The sequence below is a fragment of the Brachybacterium sp. SW0106-09 genome (assembly GCF_001293905.1).
Taxonomy (GTDB): Bacteria; Actinomycetota; Actinomycetes; order Actinomycetales; family Dermabacteraceae; genus Brachybacterium; species Brachybacterium conglomeratum.
Window position 1 is genome coordinate 1 of record NZ_BCAK01000037.1, and the last position, 24,409, is coordinate 24,409.

At 70.3% G+C, this 24,409-nt stretch carries 20 protein-coding genes; 5 read left to right on the plus strand and 15 right to left on the minus strand.

Annotated features, from left to right (window positions below):
• Both Y09_RS13345 and Y09_RS13350 read left to right on the plus strand, forming a co-directional pair.
• Positions 1–933, plus strand: a 933-nt coding sequence (locus Y09_RS13345) for an ROK family protein (protein ID WP_053918168.1), incomplete at its 5' end; no start/stop codon positions are given.
• Complete coding sequence (locus Y09_RS13350) at positions 930–2,045, plus strand: Gfo/Idh/MocA family protein (RefSeq protein ID WP_053918169.1); 1,116 nt, start codon at positions 930–932, stop codon at positions 2,043–2,045. The genes Y09_RS13345 and Y09_RS13350, both read left to right, overlap by 4 nt.
• Positions 2,046–2,173: 128 nt before the next feature.
• On the opposite strand, the gene Y09_RS13355 is transcribed toward Y09_RS13350, so the two are convergent.
• The 7 genes from Y09_RS13355 to Y09_RS13385 form a co-directional block, all read right to left on the minus strand.
• A complete protein-coding gene (locus tag Y09_RS13355) occupies positions 2,174–3,136 on the minus strand; it encodes a glycine betaine ABC transporter substrate-binding protein (RefSeq protein ID WP_053918170.1) in 963 nt (320 codons plus the stop codon).
• Between the two features lie 49 nt (positions 3,137–3,185).
• A complete protein-coding gene (locus Y09_RS13360) occupies positions 3,186–4,103 on the minus strand; it encodes a proline/glycine betaine ABC transporter permease (protein WP_053918171.1) in 918 nt (305 codons plus the stop codon).
• Positions 4,100–5,401 carry a glycine betaine/L-proline ABC transporter ATP-binding protein gene (locus Y09_RS13365; protein ID WP_234695739.1) on the minus strand — a complete coding sequence of 434 codons (1,302 nt, stop codon included), beginning with the start codon at positions 5,399–5,401 and terminating at the stop codon, positions 4,100–4,102. Before Y09_RS13365 ends, Y09_RS13360 begins: the two co-directional genes overlap by 4 nt.
• Before the next feature lie 412 nt (positions 5,402–5,813).
• Complete coding sequence (locus Y09_RS13370; RefSeq protein ID WP_053918173.1) at positions 5,814–6,563, minus strand: dienelactone hydrolase family protein; 750 nt, start codon at positions 6,561–6,563, stop codon at positions 5,814–5,816.
• Positions 6,564–6,652: 89 nt separating this feature from the next.
• Entirely contained in the window at positions 6,653–7,939 is a 1,287-nt protein-coding gene (locus Y09_RS13375; RefSeq protein ID WP_082358845.1) for a calcium:proton antiporter, read from the minus strand.
• Positions 7,940–8,122: 183 nt separating this feature from the next.
• Entirely contained in the window at positions 8,123–9,052 is a 930-nt protein-coding gene (locus Y09_RS13380; RefSeq protein ID WP_053918174.1) for a hypothetical protein, read from the minus strand.
• A gap of 168 nt (positions 9,053–9,220) precedes the next feature.
• Positions 9,221–9,484, minus strand: a complete 264-nt coding sequence (locus Y09_RS13385; RefSeq protein ID WP_010550402.1) for a hypothetical protein — start codon at positions 9,482–9,484, stop codon at positions 9,221–9,223.
• A 125-nt stretch (positions 9,485–9,609) separates the two neighbouring features.
• Between Y09_RS13385 and Y09_RS13390 the strand changes: the two genes are divergently transcribed.
• A complete protein-coding gene (locus Y09_RS13390) occupies positions 9,610–11,091 on the plus strand; it encodes a SulP family inorganic anion transporter (protein WP_053918175.1) in 1,482 nt (493 codons plus the stop codon).
• A gap of 67 nt (positions 11,092–11,158) precedes the next feature.
• Here Y09_RS13390 and Y09_RS13395 read toward each other — a convergent pair whose 3' ends face one another.
• From Y09_RS13395 to Y09_RS13405, 3 genes are all read right to left on the minus strand, one after another.
• A complete protein-coding gene (locus Y09_RS13395; RefSeq protein ID WP_053918176.1) occupies positions 11,159–12,079 on the minus strand; it encodes an NADP-dependent oxidoreductase in 921 nt (306 codons plus the stop codon).
• Positions 12,080–12,118: 39 nt separating this feature from the next.
• Positions 12,119–14,113 (minus strand): cation-translocating P-type ATPase, encoded by a 1,995-nt coding sequence (locus tag Y09_RS13400; RefSeq protein WP_053918177.1) that lies wholly within the window; start codon positions 14,111–14,113, stop codon positions 12,119–12,121.
• A 101-nt stretch (positions 14,114–14,214) separates the two neighbouring features.
• A complete protein-coding gene (locus Y09_RS13405) occupies positions 14,215–14,454 on the minus strand; it encodes a heavy-metal-associated domain-containing protein (RefSeq protein ID WP_053918178.1) in 240 nt (79 codons plus the stop codon).
• Positions 14,455–14,620: 166 nt separating this feature from the next.
• Here Y09_RS13405 and Y09_RS13410 point away from each other — a divergent pair, with 166 nt between their 5' ends.
• On the plus strand, positions 14,621–15,379 hold the full coding sequence (locus Y09_RS13410) for a Crp/Fnr family transcriptional regulator (RefSeq protein WP_053918179.1): 759 nt from the start codon (positions 14,621–14,623) through the stop codon (positions 15,377–15,379).
• On the opposite strand, the gene Y09_RS13415 is transcribed toward Y09_RS13410, so the two are convergent.
• Both Y09_RS13415 and Y09_RS17980 read right to left on the minus strand, forming a co-directional pair.
• Complete coding sequence (locus Y09_RS13415; RefSeq protein ID WP_234695740.1) at positions 15,380–16,093, minus strand: hypothetical protein; 714 nt, start codon at positions 16,091–16,093, stop codon at positions 15,380–15,382.
• A gap of 12 nt (positions 16,094–16,105) precedes the next feature.
• On the minus strand, positions 16,106–16,420 hold the full coding sequence (locus tag Y09_RS17980) for a hypothetical protein (RefSeq protein WP_234695741.1): 315 nt from the start codon (positions 16,418–16,420) through the stop codon (positions 16,106–16,108).
• Positions 16,421–16,852: 432 nt separating this feature from the next.
• On the opposite strand from Y09_RS17980, the gene Y09_RS13420 reads away from it, so the two are divergent.
• The gene (locus tag Y09_RS13420; protein WP_053918180.1) at positions 16,853–18,121 is read left to right on the plus strand and encodes an IS256 family transposase; all 1,269 of its coding nucleotides are present in this window, start codon (positions 16,853–16,855) and stop codon (positions 18,119–18,121) included.
• A 711-nt stretch (positions 18,122–18,832) separates the two neighbouring features.
• Here Y09_RS13420 and Y09_RS13425 read toward each other — a convergent pair.
• Genes Y09_RS13425 through Y09_RS13435 form a run of 3 tightly spaced genes read right to left on the minus strand, consistent with a single transcriptional unit; the run spans position 18,833 to position 23,687 of the window.
• Positions 18,833–19,906, minus strand: a complete 1,074-nt coding sequence (locus Y09_RS13425) for a patatin-like phospholipase family protein (RefSeq protein ID WP_082358846.1) — start codon at positions 19,904–19,906, stop codon at positions 18,833–18,835.
• Positions 19,903–22,374: a ThiF family adenylyltransferase gene (locus Y09_RS13430; protein WP_082358848.1), complete on the minus strand. Its 2,472-nt coding sequence runs from the start codon at positions 22,372–22,374 to the stop codon at positions 19,903–19,905. Before Y09_RS13430 ends, Y09_RS13425 begins: the two co-directional genes overlap by 4 nt.
• Positions 22,371–23,687, minus strand: a complete 1,317-nt coding sequence (locus Y09_RS13435; RefSeq protein ID WP_053918183.1) for a hypothetical protein — start codon at positions 23,685–23,687, stop codon at positions 22,371–22,373. Before Y09_RS13435 ends, Y09_RS13430 begins: the two co-directional genes overlap by 4 nt.
• Positions 23,688–24,409 lie beyond the last annotated feature (722 nt).

Consider the following 24,409-nt stretch of genomic DNA (forward strand, 5'->3'; position numbering starts at 1 on the left):
GTGAGCGCGCGGGCCGGCGCGCGAGGTCCGGTCGACGCGGCGCGCGCAGAGGGCTCCCACGGCACGGCCGACGCGGTCGACGCTCGCACAGCGGCCGCCGCGGCCGACGGCCGAGGCACGGCCGGAGCGCCCCGACTGCTCACCGTCGTGGGCGTGCCCGCCCCGGTCGACGCCGGGGGGCGCTCGCCGAGCGGCGACGCCGGCTACTGGCCCGCCATGAATCCCGGCCTCGTGGACGCGCTCGACGGCCCCGTCCTGGTCGAGAACGACGCGAACCTCGCCGCGCTCGCGGAGTGCGCCCACCTGGCCCTCTCCGGCACCGACGCGGACCACCTCGCCGCCCTGCTCATGGGCGAGCGGTTCGGCGCCGGGCTCGTCGTCGACGGCCGGCTCCTGCGCGGCGCCGACGGCGGCGCGGGCGAGATGCGCTTCCTCGACGCCGTGCTCGGCGACCGCCGTGGAGCCGACGGTGTCGCCGCCCTCGCCCGGCGATGGGCGCTCGAAGCGCTCGAGGCGGGGGAGACCTCCGCCGCGCTCTCGGCCCTGCCCCCTGCCGAGCTCGGCGCGAAGGACGTGTTCCTCGCCGCCCGCGACGGCGATGCGCTCGCCCGCGCCGTGCTCGAGCGCATCGGCGACCGCCTCGCCCGCATCGCCATGATCCTCTCGAGCCTGATCGCCGTGGACACCGTCGTCGTCGCCGGCGCGATCGCCGAGGCCATCGACCCCGTCCTCGAGCATGCGCGCGAGGCGCTGCCCCGGATCGGGACGCCGCCCCTCCCGCAGCTGCGGGCCAGCTCCCTCGGCCGCGACGTCGTCGTGCGCGGGGCGCTGGAGCTCGCCCTGACCCGCCTGCGCGAGGACCCGCTGGCCCTCCTGGCCACGGACCCCGTCCAGGACCCCCAGCCACCGACCGAAGGGAACCGCACGTCATGACCGCAGCAGCACCGCAGGCCGCAGCACCGCAGGAGGGCGCGCGCCGACTCCGCGCCGGCGTGATCGGCCTGGGCTGGGCCGGCCAGCAGCACCTCGCCGCCTACGCCGCCGACCCCGCCGTCGACCTCGTCGCCCTCTCCGCGATGGAGGAGCACCTGCTGGAGAGGTTCGGCGAGGAGCATCAGGTGCCCGGCCGCTACCGGGACTGGCGGCAGATGCTCGCCGAGGCCGAGCTCGACGTCGTCTCGATCGCGACGCCGACCTTCCTCCACGCCGAGATGGCGATCGCCGCGCTCGAGGCGGGCGTGCACGTGCTCACCGAGAAGCCGATGGCCCAGACCGGCGAGGCCGCCGCCTCGATGGTCGAGGCGGCCCGCCGCGCCGGACGCGTGCTCGAGGTGTCCTTCAACCACCGCCGACGCGGCGACGTCACCGCGCTGAAGTCCGTGATCGACTCCGGCGTGCTGGGGGTCATCTACTACGCCAAGACCGGCTGGATCCGCCGCCAGGGCATCCCCGGGCTCGGCACCTGGTTCACCAAGGCCGAGAGCGCCGGCGGCGGCGCGATGATGGACATCGGCATCCACATGCTCGACATGACCCTCCACCTCCTCGGCGAGCCGGGCGTCACCGCCGCCTCCGCCATGACGCACGCCGAGTTCGGCCCCCGCGGCCGCGGCGGCTCCGGCTTCGGCGTCTCCCAGCTCGAGGACGGCGCCCCGTTCGAGGTCGAGGACCTCGCCACCGCCTTCCTGCGCCTGGACGGCGGGGCGACGATGCTGCTGGAGTCCAGCTGGGCGCAGTGGATCCCCGAGGACCTCTGCTACGTCACCCTCTACGGCGCGGACGGCGGGGCGACGATCGAATGGGCCGGCGGGCCCGGCAACCACCGCATCACCGTGTGGACCGAGGTCGAGGGCATCCCCGCCGAGCTCAGCCCGCAGGTGGGCGAGGACCGCGGTCACGCCGGTGCCATCGCCGAGTTCCTGCAGGCGGTCCGCTCCGGCGATGTCGCCGCCCACGACGGCTCCCTGGCGCTGCGCCGCGCCCGGGTGATCGACGCCTGCTACGCCTCCGCCGCGGCGGGCGCCGAGGTCGCCGTCGAGGGCTGAGCGCCCCGCGCGCCGAACCCCCTCGGCGACGCCCCATGACGAGAGGCGCCCCCGACACCGCACGGTGTCGGGGGCGCCTCTCGTCGGTGCCGGCACTCAGCAGCGCCGGCAGATCCGGAGCCGCAGGCTCACTCGCCCTCGACGGGCGGGAGGACGTCGGGGTTCTCCTCGAGCCAGGCCTCCACGGCCTCGGCCTCCTTGCCCTCGCCGAACTCGTTGACGACCTTGTCCTCGAGGGAGCCGAACTGCTCGTCGGACAGCTTGGCGCCGGCGATCCACTCGGCGGCGTCGGGGAAGTCCTCCTTGAAGCCGGTGCGGCCCAGGTGGTGCAGCGCCTCCGGCTCGCCGAAGGCGCCCTCGGGATCCTCGAGCGCCTTCATGTCGTAGGCCGGCATCGCCCAGAAGGGGGTCCAGAGCGTGACGACGATGTCCTCCTCGGCGTCGATCGCGTTCTCGAGCTCCGTTATCATCGCGGTGGTGGAGGACGTGACGAGCTCGTAGTCGTCGAGGCCGTAGCCCGGGATCACGCTCTCCTGGGTCGCCTTGGTGAGCCCGGCGCCCGGCTCGATGCCGACGATCCGGCCGCCGAAGCGGTCGGCCTGGCCCGCGAGCTCGTCGATCGAGGTGATGTCCACGTACTGAGGCACGGACAGGTTCAGCACCGCGCCCTCGTAGTAGGCGACCAGGTCCTCGATGTCGTCGCCGTACTCCTCCATGTAGGAGGCGTGGGTGACCTCGGGCCAGGCCGAGGGGAACATGTCCACATCGCCCTGGGCGAGGCCCGCGTAGAGCACGCCGGCCTCGGTGATCTGCTCGTGCTCGACGGTGTAGCCCATGGCGGTCAGGCGGTTGTCGAGCAGGTAGGCGAGGGACAGCCCGTCGGTCCACGAGGGGATGTAGCCGAGCGTGATGGTGTCGCCGCCCGAGCCGCCGCCGTCGGAGCCGCCTCCGCTCTCGCCCCCGCCGCCGCAGGCGGCGAGGCCGAGGCCCATCAGGCCGGCGCCGCCGATCAGGGCGGAGCGTCGGGTGAGCGGGGTGGCGGCGGGGCGTCGTGCGCCGCGGGGGCTGAGGGGGAGTCGTCGGGTGCTCATGAGGGAGTTCCTTCCGTGGGGTTTCTGATGGATCCGTCGGTCGCCGGTCTCAGGCGGCGGCCGCGTGGTCGGTGCCGCGACGGGACAGGGACTTCCTGATCAGTGCGATCAGGGAGGTCGGGTAGCCGCTGGGGTCTCCGATCGCCGCGGTGAGACGGTCGAGGTAGACGGCCAGGACCACCACGGCCAGGCCGGCCTCGACGCCGAGGGGCAGGTTCTGGGTGGAGATCGCCTGGACGACCTCCTTGCCCAGGCCGTCCGCGCCGACCATGCCGGCGACCACGGCCATCGACAGGGAGAGCATGATGACCTGGTTGACGCCGGCCATGATGGTCGGGATCGCCAGCGGCAGCTGGATGCCGCGGAGGATCTGGCCGCGGGTCGCGCCGAAGGCCTCGCCGGCCTCGACGGTCTCCCCGTCGACCTGACGGATGCCGAGCTCGGTCATGCGCACGCCGGGCGGCAGCGCGAAGATGATCGTGGAGAAGATGCCCGGGACCACGCCGATCGAGAAGAAGGTGACCGCCGGGATCAGGTAGACGAAGGCGGGCATCGTCTGCATGAAGTCCATGACCGGTTTCACGATCGCGCTGACCGTGCTGGAGACTGCCGCGAGGATGCCCAGCGGCACCGCGATCACGACCGCGAACACGGTCGCCACCAGCACCAGCGCCATGGTCTGCATCATCGTCTCCCACTGCTCCATCGAGATCACGATGGCGAAGCCGATCAGCGTCGCGAGCGAGAGCTTCCAGGAGCGGAACACGAAGGCGATCAGCGCGAAGACCACGACCATCACCAGCGCGGGCGCCAGCAGGAGCAGGTCGGTGAGGCCGCCGATCAGGAAGTCCATCACCGTGGAGAAGAGGTCGAACAGCCAGGAGACGTTCTCCTTGAGCCAGTCGATGCAGGCGTCGATCCAGTCGCCGATCGGGAGGCGGGGCATGAGGGCGTCGTCGGGGTTCATCGTGCGTCACCTCCGCGGCGATCGTCGGCGGTCGGGGCGTCCTGCGCGGCGTCTCCCGGGGCGCCGGGGTCCACCGGTCCGGGCGGCGAATCGACGGCGGGGGAGGAGCTCTCTCCCTCGCCGATCACGCCGAGCGCGGTCAGCAGGGTGACCCGGGGGATCACGCCGGCGAACCGGCCCTCGTCGTCGACGACGACGAGCGGCGCGTCGTGCTGCGCGGACTTCCCGAACAGCTCGGCGACAGGCGTGTCGTGGCTGACCACCGCCATGTCGTGCACGTCGGACCAGGGCAGCTCGTCCTGGCCGAGGCGCACCGCCTCGGCGACGTCGTCCTGCCAGATCACGCCCGCGGGGGTGCGGTCGCGCTCGAGCACCACGAGCCAGGAGTTCTGCGTCTCGCGCAGCAGCTTGTGGGCGGTGCGCGGGCCCTGGCCGATGCCGAGGGTCTCGCGCGGCTGCTCCATCACGGCACCGGCCACCAGCACGCGGGTGCGGTCGACGTCCTGGATGAACTTCGCGACGTAGTCGTTGGCGGGCTCGTTGAGGATCTCCTCCGAGGAGCCGATCTGCTCGATCCGGCCGTCGCGCATCATCGCGATCCGGTCGCCCAGGCGCATCGCCTCGTTGAGGTCATGGGTGATGAACAGGATCGTCTTCTCCAGGCGCTGCTGCAGGTCGACGAGCTGGTCCTGCATGTCGCGCCGGATCAGCGGGTCCAGGGCGGAGAAGGCCTCGTCCATCAGCATCACGTCGGTGCCGGAGGCGAGGGCACGGGCCAGGCCCACGCGTTGCTTCATGCCGCCGGAGAGGGCGGAGGGGCGGTAGCCGTCCCAGCCCTTCAGGCCGACCATCTCCAGCGCCTCCTTCGCCTTCTTCTCGCGGTCGGAGCGGTTCACCCCGCTGATCTCGAGCCCGTAGGCGGCGTTCTCGCCGACGGTGCGGTGGGGGAGCAGCGCGAAGTTCTGGAAGACCATGGAGATGCGGCGACGGCGCACGTCCCGCACCTGCGCCGGTGACATCTTGGAGAGGACGTCCTCGCCGATCCGGATCTCGCCGTCGGTGGCGGGGAGGAGCCCGTTGACCATGCGGATCAGGGTGGACTTCCCGGAGCCGGACAGGCCCATCACCACGAAGATCTCCCCGGGGTCGACGCTGAAGCTCGCACCGATCACGGCGGCGGTCAGGCCCTGCGCGCGCAGGTCCTCACGGGAGCGTCCGCTGCGGAGCTCGCGCACTCCTCGCTCTGGGCGGCGGCCGAAGACCTTGTACAGGCCCTCGGCGGAGATCACAGGTGGCACAGGGGCTCCTTCATTGACAACGTGACGTGCGTCATGCCGAACGGGACGTCCGCGACAGGGGGGCGCAGAGGGGCCCGGACGGCATCCGGCGATCCCTCACTCTAAGCCTCGCCGAGGGGAAAAACCGCCTCGGAGCAGGCGTTTCAGAGGCCGATGGTCGCGCTGGAGCGCCTGTGCGGCGATGTCGGGCGCGACGGCGATGCCGGCAGGAAAGTCGCTTGGCCTGCACGGATGTGCCTGTCGGCGGGCATGGCGCGCGGTCGATCCGACTGTCGGACAATCGCGGCATAACTATTCGATCACGTCTCCGCCGGGCAGGCGTCGAGGCCCGCCGACCAGGAGGTTGACGGGCCTGCGCACGAGCGGGGGCGGCGAGGGCGCCGAGGGTGAGGTGAGGGGTCGGCGGAGGTGCTCAGCCGCGCACGGGCAGGGCCTCGGCGAGGAAGTCGAGGGTCTGCTGCCAGGCCGCCTCGGCGGCGCCGGCGTGGTGCAGACCGGGGTGGGGGTTGTCGAAGGCGTGCCCCGCACCCTCGTGGAGCACGAAGCGCACCTGCTCGCGGGTCCCGTCGGCGGTGACGGCCTCGCGGATCCGCTCGACCTGCTCGAGCGGGATGAAGGCGTCGGCCGTGCCGAAGTGGTGCAGGCTCGGCACGTCAACCTGCGCGGCGCGGTCCAGCAGTGTCGGCAGCGCGGAGCCGTAGTAGCTGACCAGAGCCGAGACCGGGCGGTCCTCCTCGGCGGCCGATGCGGCGGCGGAGAACGCGAGCCCGCCGCCGTAGCAGAAGCCCACCAGCCCCACCCGTTCGGAGTCGACCGCGCCGTGGGCGCGCAGCGCGCCGATCGCCGCGATCGCATCGGCCTCGGCCCGCTCCCAGGGCACGCGGGAGGTCAGCGCCATGCCCTCCTCGAGCCAGGCCTGGAAGTCCTCGCCGTCCTCGATGCCGACGACCGGCGGGTCGAGGCGGGCGAAGAGCTGCGGGGCGAGCACCGCGTAGCCGCGGGCGGCGAGATCCGCGCAGCGCTGCTGCATGGACGAGGAGAGTCCGAAGATCTCCTGCAGCACCACGAGGCCCGGCACGGGCTGATCGAGGTCCTCGGGAAGCCAGAGCAGCCCGGGCAGGTCGTCGGCGTCGGTGGGGATCGGCAGCGTCGTGGCACTCACGCCGCGACCCTACCCCGCGACCGCCCGGCACGGCCGGGAGTCCTCGTGCGGGGCGGGGAGGGGAGAGCCGTGCTCCGTGCCCGGCGGGCTCAGGAGAACAGGGCGAGGGCGTACACCGCGAAGAGCAGCAGGTGCACGGTGCCGTGCACCGCGGTCACGCGCGGAGCCGCCGCGGAGACGGCCGAGACCGCGAAGGTCACGCCGAGCAGCAGCAGGTTCACGGGCGACTCCGCCAGCACCACGGGGCTGCCGATGGCGAGTCCGATGATCAGCACGGTCGGGATGGTCAGCGCCAGGGTCGAGACGAGCGCGCCGTGGCACAGGTTCACCACCCGCTGCATCTCCCCGCCGGCCGCCGCACGGAGCGCGGTGAGCGTCTCGGGGGTGAACACGATCGCGGCGATCAGCACGCCGGACAGGGCGATCGGGGCGCCGAGCCGGTCCAGCCCCTCGTCGAGCAGTCCCGCCATGTCGTGGGAGAGCAGCACGATCGGCAGCACGGTCGCGACGAGCAGGAGCACTCGCAGGCCCAGCTCCGCCCGGTGGCGGGCGAGCGTCGCGCCGATGCCGGGGGAGGAGTCCTCGTCGTGGGAGTCGTCCGCGGCGTCGGCGGGCTCCTCGGCGGACTCGTCGGCCGCGGGGAGCTCCACCTCCTGGAACTCGATCGCCTGCGCGCCGGTCTGGCGCCACAGGAAGACGGCGTACACGGCGACGGTCATCACCGCGATCGCGACGCCCTGGACGGGGGCGTAGGCGCCGTCCTCGCCGAGCACCGCAGGGACGGCGAAGGCCATCGCTCCGAGGCCGATCAGCAGCACCAGGTAGACGGAGGTGCCGGTCCGGTTCACGTGCATCGCCTCGCGGCGGGTGCCGCCGACCAGCAGGCACAGGCCGAGGACGAGGTTCATGATGATCATCGAGACCGCCATGACGGAGTCGCGGGCGATGGTCGCGTGATCGCCCGGGCCGAGCATCACCGCGGCGATCAGCACCACCTCGATCACCACGATCGACAGGGTGAGCACCAGGGTGCCGTAGGGGTCGCCGAGACGGCGGGCGAGGGCCTCCGCCTGTGCGACCACGCCGCCGGCGGCGATCACGATCACCGCGACGATCGCGGCGAGGGCGAGCGCGAGAAGCGCCGAGGACAGCGCGCCCGGGGCGGGGGAGAGCAGCATCAGCGCGGCGACGCCCGCCCAGCCGAGCAGCAGCCGCGAGGCCGCGCTGCGGTCGAGCACCATGCGGAGGAGGTCCCTCCCGGCGGGGGCGGGGCCCGGGGAGTCGGGGCCGGGGGAGCCGTCGGGCTCGGGGGAGCGTTCGGGTGCGGCCGACGGGGACGCGGCGCGCGGCAGGCGGGTGCGGGACGAGGGGCTCATCGGATCTCCTGCGAGGCCGTCCTCGTGGTGCGTCCGCGGGCCGGGTCGTCCCGGCCGGGGCGCCGATCTGCCCTCGGCGCCCTCTCACCGTAGCCCGTCGCGCCCGCCCGGGTCAGCTCGTGGTGAGCGGTCCGACCAGGGCGGGCGCGAAGTGGCAGGCGAGGGCGCGAGATGCGCCGGCGTTCAGACGTCCGCCGGGCTGCCGATGCCGACCAGCAGCCCCTGGTCGCCGTCGGCGAAGGCGCCGGGGGCGACGTGCAGCTGCCAGGAGTCGCCCTCGGCGGTGGCGGCCGTGCAGTCCGTCGTCCCGAACTCCTCGAAGTCCAGCCCGTCCTCGCAGGTCACCTCGGACCAATCGGCCATGCCGGCCACCGGCACGTAGGCGTTCTCGGAGGTGAGGGTCTGCAGGGTCGCGTCCGCGACCTCCTCCGCGCCGAGCGGCTCGGCCCCGAACATCGAGCCCTGGCCCAGGCCCGTCAGCAACACGTTCTCCTGGGTCAGCTCGCTCGCCTCCTCGGGGAGCTCGGTGCCGGTGGAGAACAGCACCGCGACCCGGTAGCCGCTCTCGAGGCCGTCCTCGTGCGGGACGGCGACCGTGCTCGCGACCCACTCCTGCGTCGGGGCGGTGTCGTCCGGGCTCGTCGGCCCGACGCAGCCGGCGCTCTGCCCCCTCTCGACCAGGAGCTCGTCGGCGCACTCAGCGGTGCCCCCGAAGGGCTCCGCCAGCAGCGCGGCGAGGTCGTCGTTCGCAAGGGTCGGTGCGCCGTCCCCGGAGGTCTCGTCGATGCCGAGGTCCGTGACCAGGAGGATCCGGGTGCGCTCCCCCGCGGCGCCCGGGGCCCCCTCCTCCTGGTCTCCCGCACCCTCGTCGTCCCCTGCCTCGTCGGCGGACTCGTCGCCGGCGTCGGCGCCGGACCCGGCATCGTCCGACGGCTGCTCGTCGCCGGACTGCTCCTCCGTCGCGGTGGCGGGCTCCTGGGCGCCGCCGTCCCCGGTCCCGGCCTCGTCCCCCGCGCCGCAGGCCGTCAGGCCCAACAGCGCGGTGCAGGCCGCGAGCGCCATGCCGCGGCGCAGACGGCGGGTGGTCGTGGTGCGTGCGTCGAGGTGTCCCATCGGGGTCTCCGTCCCGGCCCTCCCCGGTGCGGCGGGTGCGCCGTCATGGACCGGGGAGCGGTGGCCCGCATCACACCCTGCCCAATGGTAAAGGGAGGGTCAAGTCCATGCCATGAAAAGCTCGTGTCGACGATGTGGAGATCCTGTGCGGACCAGGAGACGTGCAGGTCAGCGCCTCTCACCGGGGCGCGGGTCGCCGTGCAGCCGCCGATACTCGTCGTCCTCCGCGTCCTCGTCCCGGGTGAGCGCGTCGCCGCCCCCGCGCAGGCCCAGCAGCACCCCCAGCCCGGCGCCGACGAGCACGCCGACGACCGCGCCGATCCACAGGCTGTCGACGACAGCGAGCCCCATCCCGATCCCGACCACGAACCCGAGGATCATCCCGAAGGGCAGCCAGGTGGAGTCGAAGCGGCGGCGAGCAGGCGGGGCCATGGAACCTCTGTCGGGCGGAGCGGGCGGGCGGTCGGTCGGGGCGTGCGGCGCGGTCGCGGTGAGGCGCGACGCACGGCAGGCAGACCGCCAGGGTAGTCCGTCGCGGGCGCGGATAGCATCGGCCCGTGACCACGTCCTCCTCCTCTCCCGCCGTGCTGCAGGCCCTGCGCAGCCCGCGCCGCCTCACCACCGAGGTGCTGGCCGGCGCCGTCACCACCCTCGCCCTGATCCCCGAGGTCATCTCCTTCTCGGTGATCGCGGGAGTGGATCCGAAGGTCAGCCTCATCGCCTCCGTCGTGCTCGCGATCTCGATGACCTTCCTCGGCGGGCGCCCCGCGATGATCACCGCCGCCGCGGGCGCGGTCGCGCTCGTCGTCGCCCCGCTCGTGCACACCCACGGCGTCGAGTACCTGCTGCCCACCGTGATTCTCGCGGGCCTCGTCCAGATCGCGTTCGGCCTGGTCGGACTCGCGCGGATCATGCGCTTCATCCCCCGCTCGGTGATGATCGGTTTCGTCAACGCGCTGGGCATCCTGATCTTCACCGCACAGCTCCAGCACGTCCTGGACGTGCCCGCCGCGGTCTACCCGCTGTTCGCGCTCACCCTCGTCGTGGTGCTCGCCCTGCCGCGCCTGACGAAGGCCGTGCCCGCGCCGCTGGTCGCGATCGTGCTGGTCACCGCGATAGCGATGTTCTTCCACCTCGGCGTGCCGACCGTCGGCGACCAGGGCGAGGTCTCCGGCGGCCTGCCCGGCCTCACCCCGCTCGAGGTGCCGCTGACCCTGGAGACGTTGCAGATCATCGCCCCGACTGCCCTGTCCGTCGCCTTCGTCGGCCTGATGGAGACGCTGCTGACCGCGAAGCTCGTCGACGACATCACCGACACCCGCTCCTCGAAGAGCCGCGAGTCCTGGGCGCTCGGCGTCTCCAACATCCTCGCCGGCTTCTGGGGCGGGATCGCCGGCTGCGCGATGATCGGCCAGACCGTCATGAACGTGAAGCTGGGCCGTGCCCGCACCCGCATCTCCACCCTCGTCGCCGGCGTGCTGCTGCTCATCCTGGTCACCGCGCTGTCGGACCTCATGGAGCAGATCCCCATGTCCGCGCTCGCCGCGGTGATGATGGTCGTCGCGGTCTCGACCGTGGACTTCCACAGCGTGCGCCCCGCGACCCTGCGCCGCATGCCGGTCTCCGAGACGCTCGTCATGGCCACGACCGTCGTGGTCGTGGTGATCACTCACAACCTCGCCCTCGGCGTCGCCGCCGGAGCGCTGCTCGCGGTCGCGCTCTTCGCCCGACGCGTCGCGCACGTGACCCGCGTGGAGCGCACGACGGAGGCCGACGGGACGCGCTACACCGTGCACGGCCCGCTCTTCTTCGGCTCGAGCAACGACCTGGTCGAGCAGTTCGACTACGCCGCCGACGCCGAGCGCGGCCTCCCGGTCGCCGTCGACTTCACCGCCGCCCAGATCTGGGACGCCTCGACCGTGGCCGTGCTCGACTCGGTCCAGGCCAAGTACGTCGAGCACGGCCTCGAGGTCTCCTTCACCGGGCTCGACGAGCGCTCGACCGTCTTCCACGGGCGCCTGACCGGCACGCTGAACTGACCCGCCGGACCGCCGTGGGCGGGCCGGGTCGCACCGGCGGGGTCGGCCCCCGCCGGCACGCCGCCGCTCACGGCACGATGACGATCTTCCCGCCGAGGTGACCCTGCTCGACCCGGGCGATGGCCTCCGCCGCCCGGGCGAGCGGGTAGGTCTCGAGCACGTGGGGGTCGACGAGTCCCGCCTCGACCACGCCGACGATCTTCTCGAGCACGCCCTCGGAGCGCTCGCGCCCTGCTCCGCCGAGCTCCGTCGCGGTAGCCGCGTCCGCCGCGGAGACGAGGTGCGCAGGATCCTTCACGAGCGGGGCCAGCGCCCGCAGCGGCTCCCCGCCCACCAGGTCCACGAGCACGTCCGCACCGTCGGGCAGCAGGTCGCGCACCGCCTCGGCGGCGCCGGGGCCGGCGGCGACGAAAGCCGCGCCGGTCTCCTCGATCAGCTCCCGCTTGGCCGCGGAGGCGACGCCCACGGCGGCGAAGCCGTGGACCGCAGCGATCTGCAGCACCATCCGGCCCACCCCGCCGCCGGCGCCGAGCACCAGCAGTGACTGGCCCGCCTCGATCTCGACCTGATGGGTGAGGTCGTAGGCGGTGGTGCCGGCGACGAGCAGGGTCGCGGCGTCGACGAAGGAGATCTCCTGCGGCTTGCGCACGGCCTCTGCGGCTCGCAGCACCGTGTGGGAGGCGAAGGCGCCCTGGCCCCGCGCGGGGGCGCCGAGCACCTCCTCGCCGACGGCGAGAGCAGTGACGCCCTCGCCGAGGGCGACGACGACTCCGGAGGCCTCGAGCCCCATCGGCATCGGCATCGGGGCCGAGGTGCCGAAGGCGCCCTCGCGACGCTTGACGTCGGCGGGGTTCACCCCGGCGGCACGGACCTCGATCAGGACCTCGCCGGGGCGGGGCTCCGGGACCGGGCGCTCGGTCAGCTCCTGGTGCTCGGGGCCGCCGTAGCGGGCGGTGACGAACACGGGCGAGGTGGTGGTGACGGTCATGTCAGGTCTCCTCTTTCTGCGGGCGGTTCCGCGACGGGGTCAGGCTGTCACGCGCGGGCGGGTGCCGCGCTCCTCGGCGATCGGCGGGGCGCTCGCCGAGGTGGGTCGGGACTCGTCCCGGCGGCGAAGCAGGCGCATGGCGTTCAAGATCACGAGTAGCACGGAGGCCTCGTGGACGAGCATGCCGATGGCCATCGTGACCCCGCCGGCGAAGACCCCGGCCAGCAGGGCCGCCACCGTGAGCACCGCGATCGCGATGTTCTGGTGCATCACCCGCACGGTGCGGCGGGCGAGTCCCACGGCCTCCGGGAGCTTCAGCAGGTCGTCCTTCATCAGTGCGATGTCCGCGGTCTCGATCGCGACGCCGGTGCCGGCCGCGCCCATCGCCACGCCGATGTCCGCCGTCGCGAGCGCCGGGGCGTCGTTCACGCCGTCGCCGACCATCGCGACCGTGTGGCCCTCGGCCTGCAGCGCGCGGACCGCGTCGAGCTTGTCCTCGGGCAGCAGCTGGGCGTGGACCTCGTCGACGCCGACCTCGGCGGCCACTGCCCGGGCGACGCGCTCGTCGTCGCCGGTGAGCATCACGACCTTCTTCACGCCCCGGGCGTGGAGTCGGGCGATCATCTCCGCCGCATCGGTGCGCAGCCGGTCGGCCACGGCGACCACGCCGATCACCTCCCCGTCGAGCGCGATCGCCATCGGGGTGCGGCCCAGGCCCGCGAGCCGGGCGACCTCCTCGGCGGCCCCGCGGTCCTCGGCAATGCCCTCGTCTGCCAGCAGCGGCAGGTTGCCCACGGCCACGCGGCGGCCCTCCACGGTGGCGACGACGCCCTTGCCCGGAACCGGTTCGGTGTGCTCGGGCAGGCCCGCGATCGCGAGCCCCTCGGCGTCGGCGGCCTCGATGAGCGGACGGGCCAGCGGGTGCTCGGACCCGGCCTCGGCCCGGGCGGCCCATCCCAGCACCTCGGCGCGGCTGTGGGCGGGGTCCAGGACGCTCACGTCGGTGAGGTGCGGCCTGCCTTCGGTGAGGGTGCCGGTCTTGTCCAGCGCGACGGCGGAGATCCTCGCGCTGGTCTCAAGGAACTCCCCGCCCTTGATGAGGATCCCGTCCTTCGCGCCGCGGCCGATGCCGGCCACGATCGCGACCGGGATCGAGATGACCAGCGCCCCGGGGCAGCCGATCACGAGCAGCGTCAGCGCGAGCACGACGTCGCCGGTCACGAGCCCGGTGACCAGTGCGAGCAGGATGATCGCCGGGGTGTACCAGGTGGAGAAGCGCTCCATGAAGCTCTGGGTGCGGGCCTTCGCATCCTGCGCCTCCTCGACGCGGTGGATGATCCGGGCGAGAGTCGTGTCGGCGCCGATGCCGGTGGCGCGCACCTGCAGGAGCCCGGTGGCGGCGACGGTGCCCGCGAACACCTGGTCGCCCGCGGCCTTCTCCACAGGGAGCGACTCGCCGGTGATCGAGGCCTCGTCCAGTGCGCCGTTCCCGCCGATCACGGTCCCGTCGACGGGGACCTTCGCGCCGTTCTTGACCAGCACGGTCTCCTCGAGCAGCACGTCGGCGGCGGGGATCTCGACCTGGCGACCGTCCCGCATCACGACCGCGACGTCGGGGGCGACCGCGACCAGCTCGGCGAGCGCGGAGCGGGTGCGGTTCATGGTGCCCGCCTCGAGGGCGTGGCCGATCGCGAACAGGAAGGTGACGGCGGCGGCCTCCCAGTACTCGCCGATCACGAGCGCGCCGATCGCGGCGATGGAGACCAGCAGGTCGATCGCGATGGTCCGCGCCCGCAGGGCACGGACGGCCGTGAGCAGGATGGGGATCCCCGCCACCAGGGCGGCGGCGACCATGGCCAGGTCCGAGGCGATCAGGACGCCCCGGCGGTCCAGGGCGAGGCCGAACTCGTGGTGCCCGGCGCCGAAGGGGTTCACGCCGGCGGAGGCGGAGAGGACGGCGGCGAGGACGATGAGGGCGCCGGCGACGGTCGGCGTGCCCCAGGGGCCGCGCCACCAGCGCAGCAGGGTGGTCATGAGGAGTCCTTTCGAGACAGGCGCCCGCGGCCCCGGGACGGGGGAGGCCGTACCGGGCGCCTCGGCGGGCGGGGATCCGCGGGGCGGATCCGGGGAGAGGGTCAGAAGGCGGAGAGCGTGGCCCGGTAGCCGGCCGCGCCGATCGCGGCGATGATCTCGTCGGTGGAGGTCACCGACGGGTCGTGGTCGACCGCGACGCGGGCGGAGGCGAACTTGACGGTGACGTCCCGGACGCCCGGCAGGCGGCCCACGCGCTTCTCGATCTTGGCCACGCAGGAGGGGCAGCTGAAACCTTCGGCGCGGAAGACGGAGCGGGTGGTGGAACCGGCGGTGGCGGTCATGCGCGGGTCCTCTCGGCGAGTGCGGCGAGGGCGTCTCCCTCGCTCGTACCTCGACCCTAGGTGCGTGCGGAGAGGGAGAACATGACGGCGGTCATTCGCCCGCACGGCAATCGTGACCAGGACCGATGGTCCGTTCTAGGGGTCGCACACGGGCTATCCTCACGCCATGACCGCTCCCGAGGGGCGGCGCACCATCCCGCTGGCGGAGGTGACGCTGCCGCACCAGTGCCCCGCGCCCGTGCGCCTGGGTGTGCTCTCCCGCTCCGCCTACTTCCACGGTCTGGACGCCGCGGCGCTCGAGGGCATCGACCGACGCATGCGCACCGCCACGATCGCCGCCGACGAGGCGGTGTTCCGGGCGGGGGAGGAGGCGAGGGCCCTGTACGTCGTCGCCGAGGGGCGGGTGCGGATGTCGCAGCCGACGCCGTCGGGCGCGCTCGTGGTCACCGACATCCTCGGGCCGGGGGCGATGTTCGGGGCGATGAGCAGCCTCGGCGAGCCCGTGCACCAGCGCACGGCGACCGCGCTCGTCGGCTCCTGCGTGCTGCAGATCGGGCAGGCCGCCTTCCGAGAGGTGATGGTCGAGCAGCCCGTCGTGGGGCTGCGGGTCGTTGACGACCTCGCCGAGCGGCTCTCCCGCGCTCAGACCGACCTGGGCGGGCAGGGTCCGGACACCGTCGAGCAGCGGGTCGCGCGGGCGCTGCTGCGCCTCGCCGAGACGCTCGGGGAGGACCGCGGCGCGCAGGGTCTGCTGCTCGAGGTGCCGCTGAGCCGGGCGGACCTCGCCGGCCTCGCCCGCTCCACCCCCGAGTCGGTCTCCCGCGTGATGAGTCGGCTGCGGCGCGAGGGGATCATCGACTCCGGCCGGCGCTGGACCTCGATCCTGGACCGCGGCGCGCTCGAGGAGCGCGCCGCGGCGAGCTGATCAGATCGGTCGGCGGCGCACCAGGCGCAGCACGGTGCGCAGGATCATCATCACCAGCAGCAGGATCCCCACGTAGCCGTTGATGACGTAGACGATGTTGACCATCTGCGAGAACGGCAGCACCAGCCCGATCAGGGTGCCGACCGCGGCGAGCACCACCGTGAGGCGCTTGAACTTCGGGGTGCCGTCGGCGAAGAAGCGCTGGGAGACGGTCCACAGCAGCGGCACGGCCGTGGTGAAGATGCCCGCGAGGATGATCAGCGAGAAGCCCGAGGCGAGGACGGGGCTGATCTCGTTCGCCAGCACCAGCATCGGGATCTCGGTGCCGGCGACGAACTCGATGTTCGCCAGCAGGCCGAGGCCGACGATCATGCAGTCCAGCGCGAAGATGCTGCCGCCGAGGACGCCGCCCGAGGCGGCCTCGCGGTTGCTGCGGGTGGTGCGGCCCAGCGCCGTCAGGAACGCCGCGAGCCACAGCATGCAGAAGCCGACGTAGGACAGCCCCGACATGAACCAGTTGTTCGAGGCCTGCACCAGGTCGAGCGAGGGGAGCATGGACACGTCCTCGCCGACGCCGTGCGAGGAGCGGACGATGCCCACGATGCCCAGCGCGATCGCGATCACCACGATGACCGGGCCGATCTTGCCGATCACGTCCACCAGGCTCGAGAGCCCGAACCAGGCCGTCAGCCCCACCACGACCGCGAGCGCCACGCCGCCGATGTACTACGAGAGGCCGTAGTGCTCCTCGAACACGGCGCCCGCGCCCGCAACCATCACGGTGAAGCTCAGGAACACGAACAGGATCGAGAACCAGTCGAAGAAGGTGCCCAGGTACCTGCCGCAGTAGTAGGAGAAGATCCGCGAGGGCTTGTCGAACCTGTGCTTCCGCCCGACGAGGAAGAACTCCACGCACACGTAGGAGATCAGCACCAGCACCAGCAGGCCGGTGCCGAAGATCCCCCGGTAGCCGTAGGAGGTGAAGTACTGCAGGATCTCCTGTCCGGGAACCGCCCGACATGGGCCCGGACCGTCCCTCATCGGACGGCAGGTACCGGCGCGCCGGGAGGGCGCCGGGTCGTCATCGCCCCGGACGCCACCGGTGGATCAGCTGTGACGCTCAGTCGATATGGCGGGCCTCATACCGTCAAGCGGGTGATCGCACGGCGACCGACGGGCAGGTCGGGCGGGGGCGCCTCATCATCAGCACGTCGACCCAGGCCAACAGGTATCTGCGGAGCGTCTTGTGCGAGGCGTCGGCGAATCATGGTCACCTCGTCGTGGTCCATGTCGGCTGCTGCAGATGGTGCTCCTTGCTGGAGGACGTTCGAATCTCGTCCCGCGCGCTGAGAACCTTGATTTTAGGGTGTGTCCCTTAGCGTGGTGGCAATCCCGGGGTGGCGTGGAGCTGCTGGTAGGCGATGAAGGGTCATCGCGGGACCTCCCAAATCGACCAAGAAATAGGGACCCGCGATGACCCGTCACCAGTCTGCCCTGTCTGCTCTCGTCAGTGAACTGCTCGAGGACCCCGACCTCGCTCACGAGGAGTTGTTCCGCCGGCTTCTCCAGGCCGGGCTCCAGGACCTCATCGATGCCGAAGCGTCTGTGAAGATCGGTGCTGACCGTTACGAACGCTCCCCGTCTCGCTCGACGCGCCGTAACGGCACCAGGGCAAAACGTCTGGCCACCCCGGCCGGGGAGCTGGATCTGGCGATTCCGAAGCTGCGGGCCGGGTCGTTCTATCCCGCGCTGCTGCATCCTCGTCGCCGGGTCGACAAAGCGCTCTGGGCGGTGATCTGCACGGCCTGGATCGACGGCGTCTCCACTCGGAAAGTCGAGGATCTCGTGCGGGCGCTGGGCAACGAGTCCGGGATCAGCAAGTCCCAGGTCTCGAGGATCTGCGGCGAGATCGACGAGGTCGTCGCGGAGTTCCTCCACCGCCGCCTGGACCACACCTGGTTCCCCTACCTGTTCCTGGACGCGACCTATCTCGACATCCGCCAGGGCGGGCGCGTCGTCTCCCAAGCCGTCGTGGTCGCCACGGGCGTTGCCGCGACCGGTCATCGGGAAGTGCTCGGCATGGCGATCGGTGACGCGGAGACCACCGACTTCTGGACCGAGTTCCTCCGCAGCCTGCGCGAACGCGGTCTGACGATCTCCACGCCCGCCGCGCCCGAGGGCGTGCTAATGGTGACCAGCGACGCGCACTCCGGGTTGAAGCACGCGATCAAAGCCGTGCTGCCCGGCGCGTCATGGCAACGCTGCCGGGTCCATTTCGCTCGCAACATCACCCAGACGCTGGGCTCTGCGCGCTCCAAGCCCGTCAACGCCCTGGTCTCCACGATCTTCGCCCAGACCAGCCCGGAGACCGTCCGGGACTCGTTCCAGCAGGTCACGGCATCGCTCGAGAGCTCGTTCCCGAAGATCGCGGCAATGCTCAAGGACGCCGAGGCGGACCTGACCGCGTTCGCTGCGTTCCCGATCGAGCACTGGCGCAAGATCTGGTCGAACAACCCCATCGAGCGCGTGAACCGTGAGATCAAGCGCCGCGCAGACGTGGTCCAGATCTTCCCCAGCCGAGACTCCGCGACCAGACTCGTCGGGGCCGTGCTCCAGGACCAGCACGAGGAATGGCAGTACGGCGAACGCCGCTACATCAGTGACATCTCCCTCCGCCGCCTCGCCGACATGCTCACCACCGACACCCCCGAGACCGCCAGCCAGCTCCTCATGACCGCCTGACCCGAAAGCCACCACCCAAAGGGACTTGACCTGATTTTACGGGCGAGTTCGGCTGATCTAGTCGAGCGTACACCGGCCGTTCGGACGCCGATTTCGGACGTTCGGGGGCCGGTTGTCGAGTCAGTTGGGAGGGTTCAAACCTCGGTCACCCCTGAACTGGTCGCGCGGATGGTCGGCTCTACGAGGCAGGTGCGTCGGCGCGTGACGTGGGTCGTGAGGTCGGACTTCATTGGTCCGCGGTGATGAGGCACTTGCGCAGGGCCGGGGCTCGCCTGCGCCGCCTGGGTCTCGATGATGCACAGGTCGCTCGAGCCCGAGATCTGTACCTGTCCGGTCAGACGCTCGCGGAGGTCGGCGCTGTTCTTGGCGCCGCGCCGGGCACGGTGGGCCGGTATCTTCGGTCCCATGGTGTGGAGCTGCGGCCGCCGCTGTTCCCGTCTACGTCTTCGAGCGTCAGGGAGTGATCGCGTACCTCAGGGGCGTGGAGCGATCCATGGTGGGCGTGGTAGCCCGGGGCTGCCATACGGCTCTTTGACCCCCAGCTGCCGGCTCTGCCGCCCCTGACCTGCGGTTTTGTGTCTCAGTCGCTTGCTCTCAGCATCTCGTTTTGCAGGGTTTGTAGGCTGCTGGTCACTTGATTGGTCCACTTCGACCAGTCACCCTTCGCTCCACACCTGGCGGGATCGCCACCGCCAAGAGTCTGCACGTGCATCATGCGCCGAGGGCGGGTGTGTACGCGTTGATCAGTGAGCGTGTCAGTTGCTCACCGCGAATGACGATCGCATCCAGGTCGCTCTTGGTCATCGCCGCGAAGTTCGTGGGATAAGCGTGCACCGCGCCTCGTGGGATCAGGTCGGCCATCGGGGTTGGGAGCCGGTCATCATGCATGCCGAGGTAGACATGAAGAAATCCCTTGATCTCCGCTGCCTGTCCAATCGAGTGAATTCGGCTTCGGGCAGCGTCCTGCGACTTCGTGTGAGTGATGTCGAAGCTCTGCGTGAGTCGCCCCGTGAGGAAGCGAGCTGGCGTTCGTTCACCGCGACCTCGACCAGCATCGACCGCGATGATGTAGTCGAGGTCGTAAACATGAGGGCTGTAGCGGGCAGACCGGCCGGGCAGCAGAGGCGCGAGGCCCAGGTTGTCGTAGACACCGCCGTCGGTCATGGCCAGCTCTTCGTCGTGGCGCGTGCCGTCGGTTCGTTGAAACATGTATCGGCGATGCAAGGCGGGTAGCAGGACGGGGAAGGCTGCTGAGGCTGCGACGGCCTCGGCGACGGTCACCTCATCCACGATCTTCCCGTAGGGGGAAGAGGCGCTCAGAGCGCTGCCGAACCTGACGGCGTTACCGGTTCTCATGTCGGTCGCGGAGATGACAGTGTGCAGGCCGGCGTGCCTGACCTCGGTCATCTTCTGGGCGCCGAAGGGGCGCGACGCCAGTGCCTCAACCAGTGCGTCCGTGCGGGAGTACGAGCGACCTTGCCGAGTGCCGAGAGCACGCATTGTGCTCAGTGTTGCTCGCCAGGCGGCGCGTGGTGTGAATGCGCGGCGCGCGAGTTCGGCTTGTAGGCCCCTTCGGAGCAGAGCGGTGACGGTGTCGTCGAATTCATCGAACCGCTTGGGGCCGTATGCCCACATGGCAGTCAGGAGGCTGCCGCCGCTGATGCCTGACACGACATTGACCTTCTCGAGGACGTCGCGGTCATGGAGGGCTCGGAGAGCACCGAGACCGAATGCTGTGGCACGGAACCCTCCCCCGGAGAGGGCAAGACCGATTTTTGTAGTCATCGGTCACCACCTGGAGCTTCTTGTTCTTCGTCAGAAGTTCTCTGGCTCGGGTAGGCGTAACCGCCGGGGAACCACGCGCCCGGCGAGATGAGATGGAGCGCCATCGGCGTCTCAGGTCGGGTTGTGGTCGCGCGGCTCACCACGCGCACGTAGAGATCCGGCGGTGTTCCTGTCTCCAGCCAGCTCCACCAGGTTCTTTCCCTGCCACCGAGAATCAGCATGACGGCTCTGCGCCCAGTGCCGTCGGGCGACACGATGTCGGCCATGCCGGCCTCGTCGGTGGGGCTCGGGGCGGCGAGTCCGTGCGGATGGGTGTGCCACATGCCGACGAATCCGATCCGATCGACGGTCGCGGTGCGGATGCTCGTGACGATGTCTTGGGTGCCCTCGATGCCGTGGTCGAAGTACGCGGCTGACAGGTGGCTGTCGGGCGACGGGCCGGTAGCGGCGTCGATGTAGACGGTCTGGGTGGCTTCGTCGAGGCTGCCCAGGATCATCCCACCGGTCTCGACTCGCATCCCTCGTACTCGTAGTCCTCGCCGTGCCTCGGTGCGCATCTCGGCAAGCGCCCGTTCGCTGATGCGGACTTCGTACTCGCCGGTGTGGTCCGTGAGTGTGATGTCGTTCTGCCAGCTCAGCGGCACGGGGCGGATGCCTGAAGCTGTGGGCGCTAGATCACAGCCGATCGCGTACATCGGCGCTGTGTTCGCGTCGGCAACGGCGGCCAGGGCCGCGGAGAACAGCGTGGACGCAAGCGACGTGACTTCACTTGCTGCTCCGGTGAAGGTTGGTGCTGAGCAGCCTGGCTCTGGGAAGAACCGATCAGTGCGCGGCGGATTCGGGAACAGGTCTTCTGCGATGGCGCTCCAGCCCGCTGGCGAGTTAGTGACGGTGTCGATGGCAACGCGCCGCAGAATGTCGTGGCCACTTCCGGTGGCACCCGGCATCGATACCGTGGCGATGCCTCGCTGCGCGGTGTGCCCGAACAGCGCGCTGATCGTCAGTGGCCATTGTCCGCGTGTAGCTGCACGTGCTCGTTCGATCCCGACCCGCACTCCCACGTCGGCCGTCGCGTCGACGATGAGGTCGTACTGGAGTAGCGATTCAGGGGCCGAGAGCGTGCCAGTCACGATATTGTCCCGTGCGCTTGTGACCGCGAGGTCCCGGCGGATACGACCTAGCCTCTGCGCCAATCGTTCGGCCTTGTTGTAGCCAATGTCCGCGTCCTCGTATGGCTGCCTGACCAGGATTCCGGGTGTGACGGCACCCTTGTCGACGACGTGTAGTTGCGCTACTCCGGCGCGTACGCAATGTTCAGCGATCGGTGCCCCGAGTGCTCCACAGCCCAAGATCAATACGTTGCGCCCCGCGAGCCACCGGGCCGGCGATCCGGAGTCGCGGCGACGTGTCACCTCCGATCGGGTCTCGTGAATGACCATCCACTGAATCTTGGCGAGGCCCAGCCAGGTGTCTGCCAGGTCTCGTACTCGTTGGGTGAGATCGGCGTGTTCGGGGCTGACGTCTTGGAGTAGATTGGTGATCTGCTCACCAAGGTCGTCCAGGTGCCAGGCCGCGATGTGGGCCAGTGGCTGATCTGGTTCAAGCCGGCGGGAGGGTGTGCCGAGCAACATCATGGCGGGTACGGCGCCGTCTCCGTCGAGTGCGACGCCGACTGCTTTGTTGATGGTGCGGGCGTTCACGAAGGCCTTGAGCAGTTCATCGCGGCTGTACCCGTAGCTGTCGAGAGCCGTGGCGAGGGCTTCCGCTGTGCTGGGGTACTCCATGTCGAGGGTGTCGCTGATCAACACCAGCGGAGCGGCGAAGAGAGCAGTGCCGTGGTCGTCGCGCGCTGGCAGCTGCTGCGCCACGAACCGTTCGTAGACCTGCTGCCCGGTCAGCCACTCCAGAACGTCAATCCGTCCGCCATGCTGCGCGCACCAGGCGTACAGAAGGCGCACTCTCGCAGAGTCGGGTTCCGCTTCCGCCCAAGGAACCAGGTCACCCAAGTCGGGTCGAACAACTACCCAGCCGTTCTTGTAAGAGCTGTAAGCGACTGGCGGATGTAGCGGCTGGCCGGCCGGATCGAGTTCGCCGGCCGCGGCACGCTGCAGCCACAGGTTGAGTCGCGCGATCAGACCGCGCATCCCGTCCGCAGGATTCCACTCCACGGAGGGAGCCGCATACAGACACAGGACGCGCCCCCACTGCACATGTGGAGTCCCCGCCCAGCGGCGGTGCGTGACATAGACATCCGGGTGCAGGTACGGAAAGGACGAGCCGACCACGATCTCGAATCGTTCGCGGGCGCGCACGCGGATTCCCGGCTCACTCGTCACGATCCCGGACGTATCAAGTGAGACAGTGAAGGTGGTCAGGCCCTTCTCATCATGCTCGACCTCCAGTAGCTGGATCGCACCACCGCTGACTTCGGCAAGGTCGGAAAGTTGCCGGTGGGCCAGCCCGCTCAACGGCCGAACCCGACCGGCGTCTCCGGGGCGCTGTTGCCGCCTCGGTCGGCAGCGACCGCCGCGTCAACGCGCTCCGGGCCGGCACCCAAAGGCGCAGCGCTGGCTGTAGCGGCTGGTATTGCGTTCCCGACAGCGACAGCGGCTGCAGTGATGGCAGCGAACCTGCGACCAGTCGCCGAAGCTGCGAGCTCGACCTTGGCCTCGGTCGCCGCGCTGCTGACGAGGTCGCCCCGAATGACCCGTGCGCCAGCCGCGTCGACACCGAATACGACCGGAGACGGCGCTGCCTCATCTACCCACGACATAGTGCAGATAACCTCGTCCGCGATCTCTGCGTACCGGTCTGCTGCCATCCTGTGCGGTGGGTTGTGTCCGTCCACGTCCACGTCGGGAAACACGGCGCTGCTGCAGACCACAGTCCCGTTCGGGCGGGCGTTGGACTCGAACGCGTTGAGCACATCCATCTGAAGCTGTTCGTTGCCGTCAAGATCCTTCTTGTACATCACGCGCTTGGAGCAGTGGTGCGGTGCCAGAAGAAGATCCCATGCGAGGTACTCCTCGCGGTGGTTGTACTCGCTGTAGTTGAAGATCTTCATGATCGTGTCGTGGGCCAAGTCGCCGAACAGCAGCACCTTGCCGTCAACGCCAGTCTGGTCCGTCAAGGTGACCTGCATCGACAAGGATGTCTCGTTCCGCGCCGCCGCCGCGTCGTCCTTGAACGGCGCGTGGATGAACGCCTCGAACACGCCCGCGCGCTCGTACCCGTCAAGCACGGTTAACGACTGGCCCGGCCACGTGAGGTACGCATCCGGCAACTCGTCATAGGCGTGGGAGCTGTGTTCGTCGTCGTATCCGATGACCCGGATACGATCACCGCTCGCCGGGACGCCGCCAGCGTTCACAGCGTCCATGGTTGCCGCGATGCGTCGCTCTGACTCCTCCCGGAACGCAACCGCGTCGCTGCACAGATCTGGAGCGTCGGGATCGTTGTACTCACGCCACAGGCGGGGAGTCGACCACAACTCGCCGATCCTGACGCGCTCCAGCAAGTCCGCGAAGCCCAGGCAGTGATCCTTGTCAGCGTGCGTCAGCGCGAAGGTCGCCAGGTACGGCACACCATCCACCACCGGCAACGCGTCAACGAGCCGGTCAACCACCGCGACCTCCGGCGTGGCCTCGTCATCTGCTTTCGCCATGTCATGCAGATCGACCTGCAGCACAACAAGATCGTCGATGACTACAGTCGTACTGTCGCCGGTCCCAACCGGCCAGAACACCACACCGCGGGCTGGAAGCCCCTCAGACTGGTCCATGTGCTGCCTCTCCGCCGGAACTCGTCGGGCGCGACCCCAGGCTTGTGATAATGCTAGCCGGGGGCACCGACATCATGACTGGGGCGCAAGAGCGAACCACGACCCAATGTGCGGGAACCGACGGCTCAACCAGATCGCGACCGACTTCGGGATCAGCGAGACGTGTCTGCAGAACTGGCTACGTCAGGCCGATGTCGAAGACGGCAACCGTCCCAGGGCAACGTCAACGGAGTCCGCGGAGTTGCGAGATCTACGGAAGCGGAACCGGCTGCCGGAGCAGGATAACGAAGTGCTGCGGCGAGCTTCGAGCGGGCCTACTGGTTCGTCAGCAGCGTGGGTGCGTTCGGGGACCGTCAGCATCGGATCTTCGAGACGGATGCGCTGCGGGAGGCAGTGTTGGCGGCGTTTCATAAGACGCGGTATGAGAGCGAGTTCGTCATCGACATTGACCGGGTGCCGGGCTCGAGTGGCGGGAGGTTGAGCCGTCGGAGTGGGAGTACCTCCTCGAACAGGGCAGGCCCTGACTCCTTTGCCCTGGGGTCAGGGGCTGTCCGTCAGCGGGCGCGTCAGGGTGCCGATGCGAGGTCGTCGCGCGTGTCCGTGGATGCGATGGCGCTGATGATCTGCATCATTCGCAGGGTGATCGGCACGCTTCCGAGGTCGCGAGGTCGGCGGCGTATACGGGCTCTTCAGAGTTGAGTGTGGGCGCGCCGGTGGAGCGG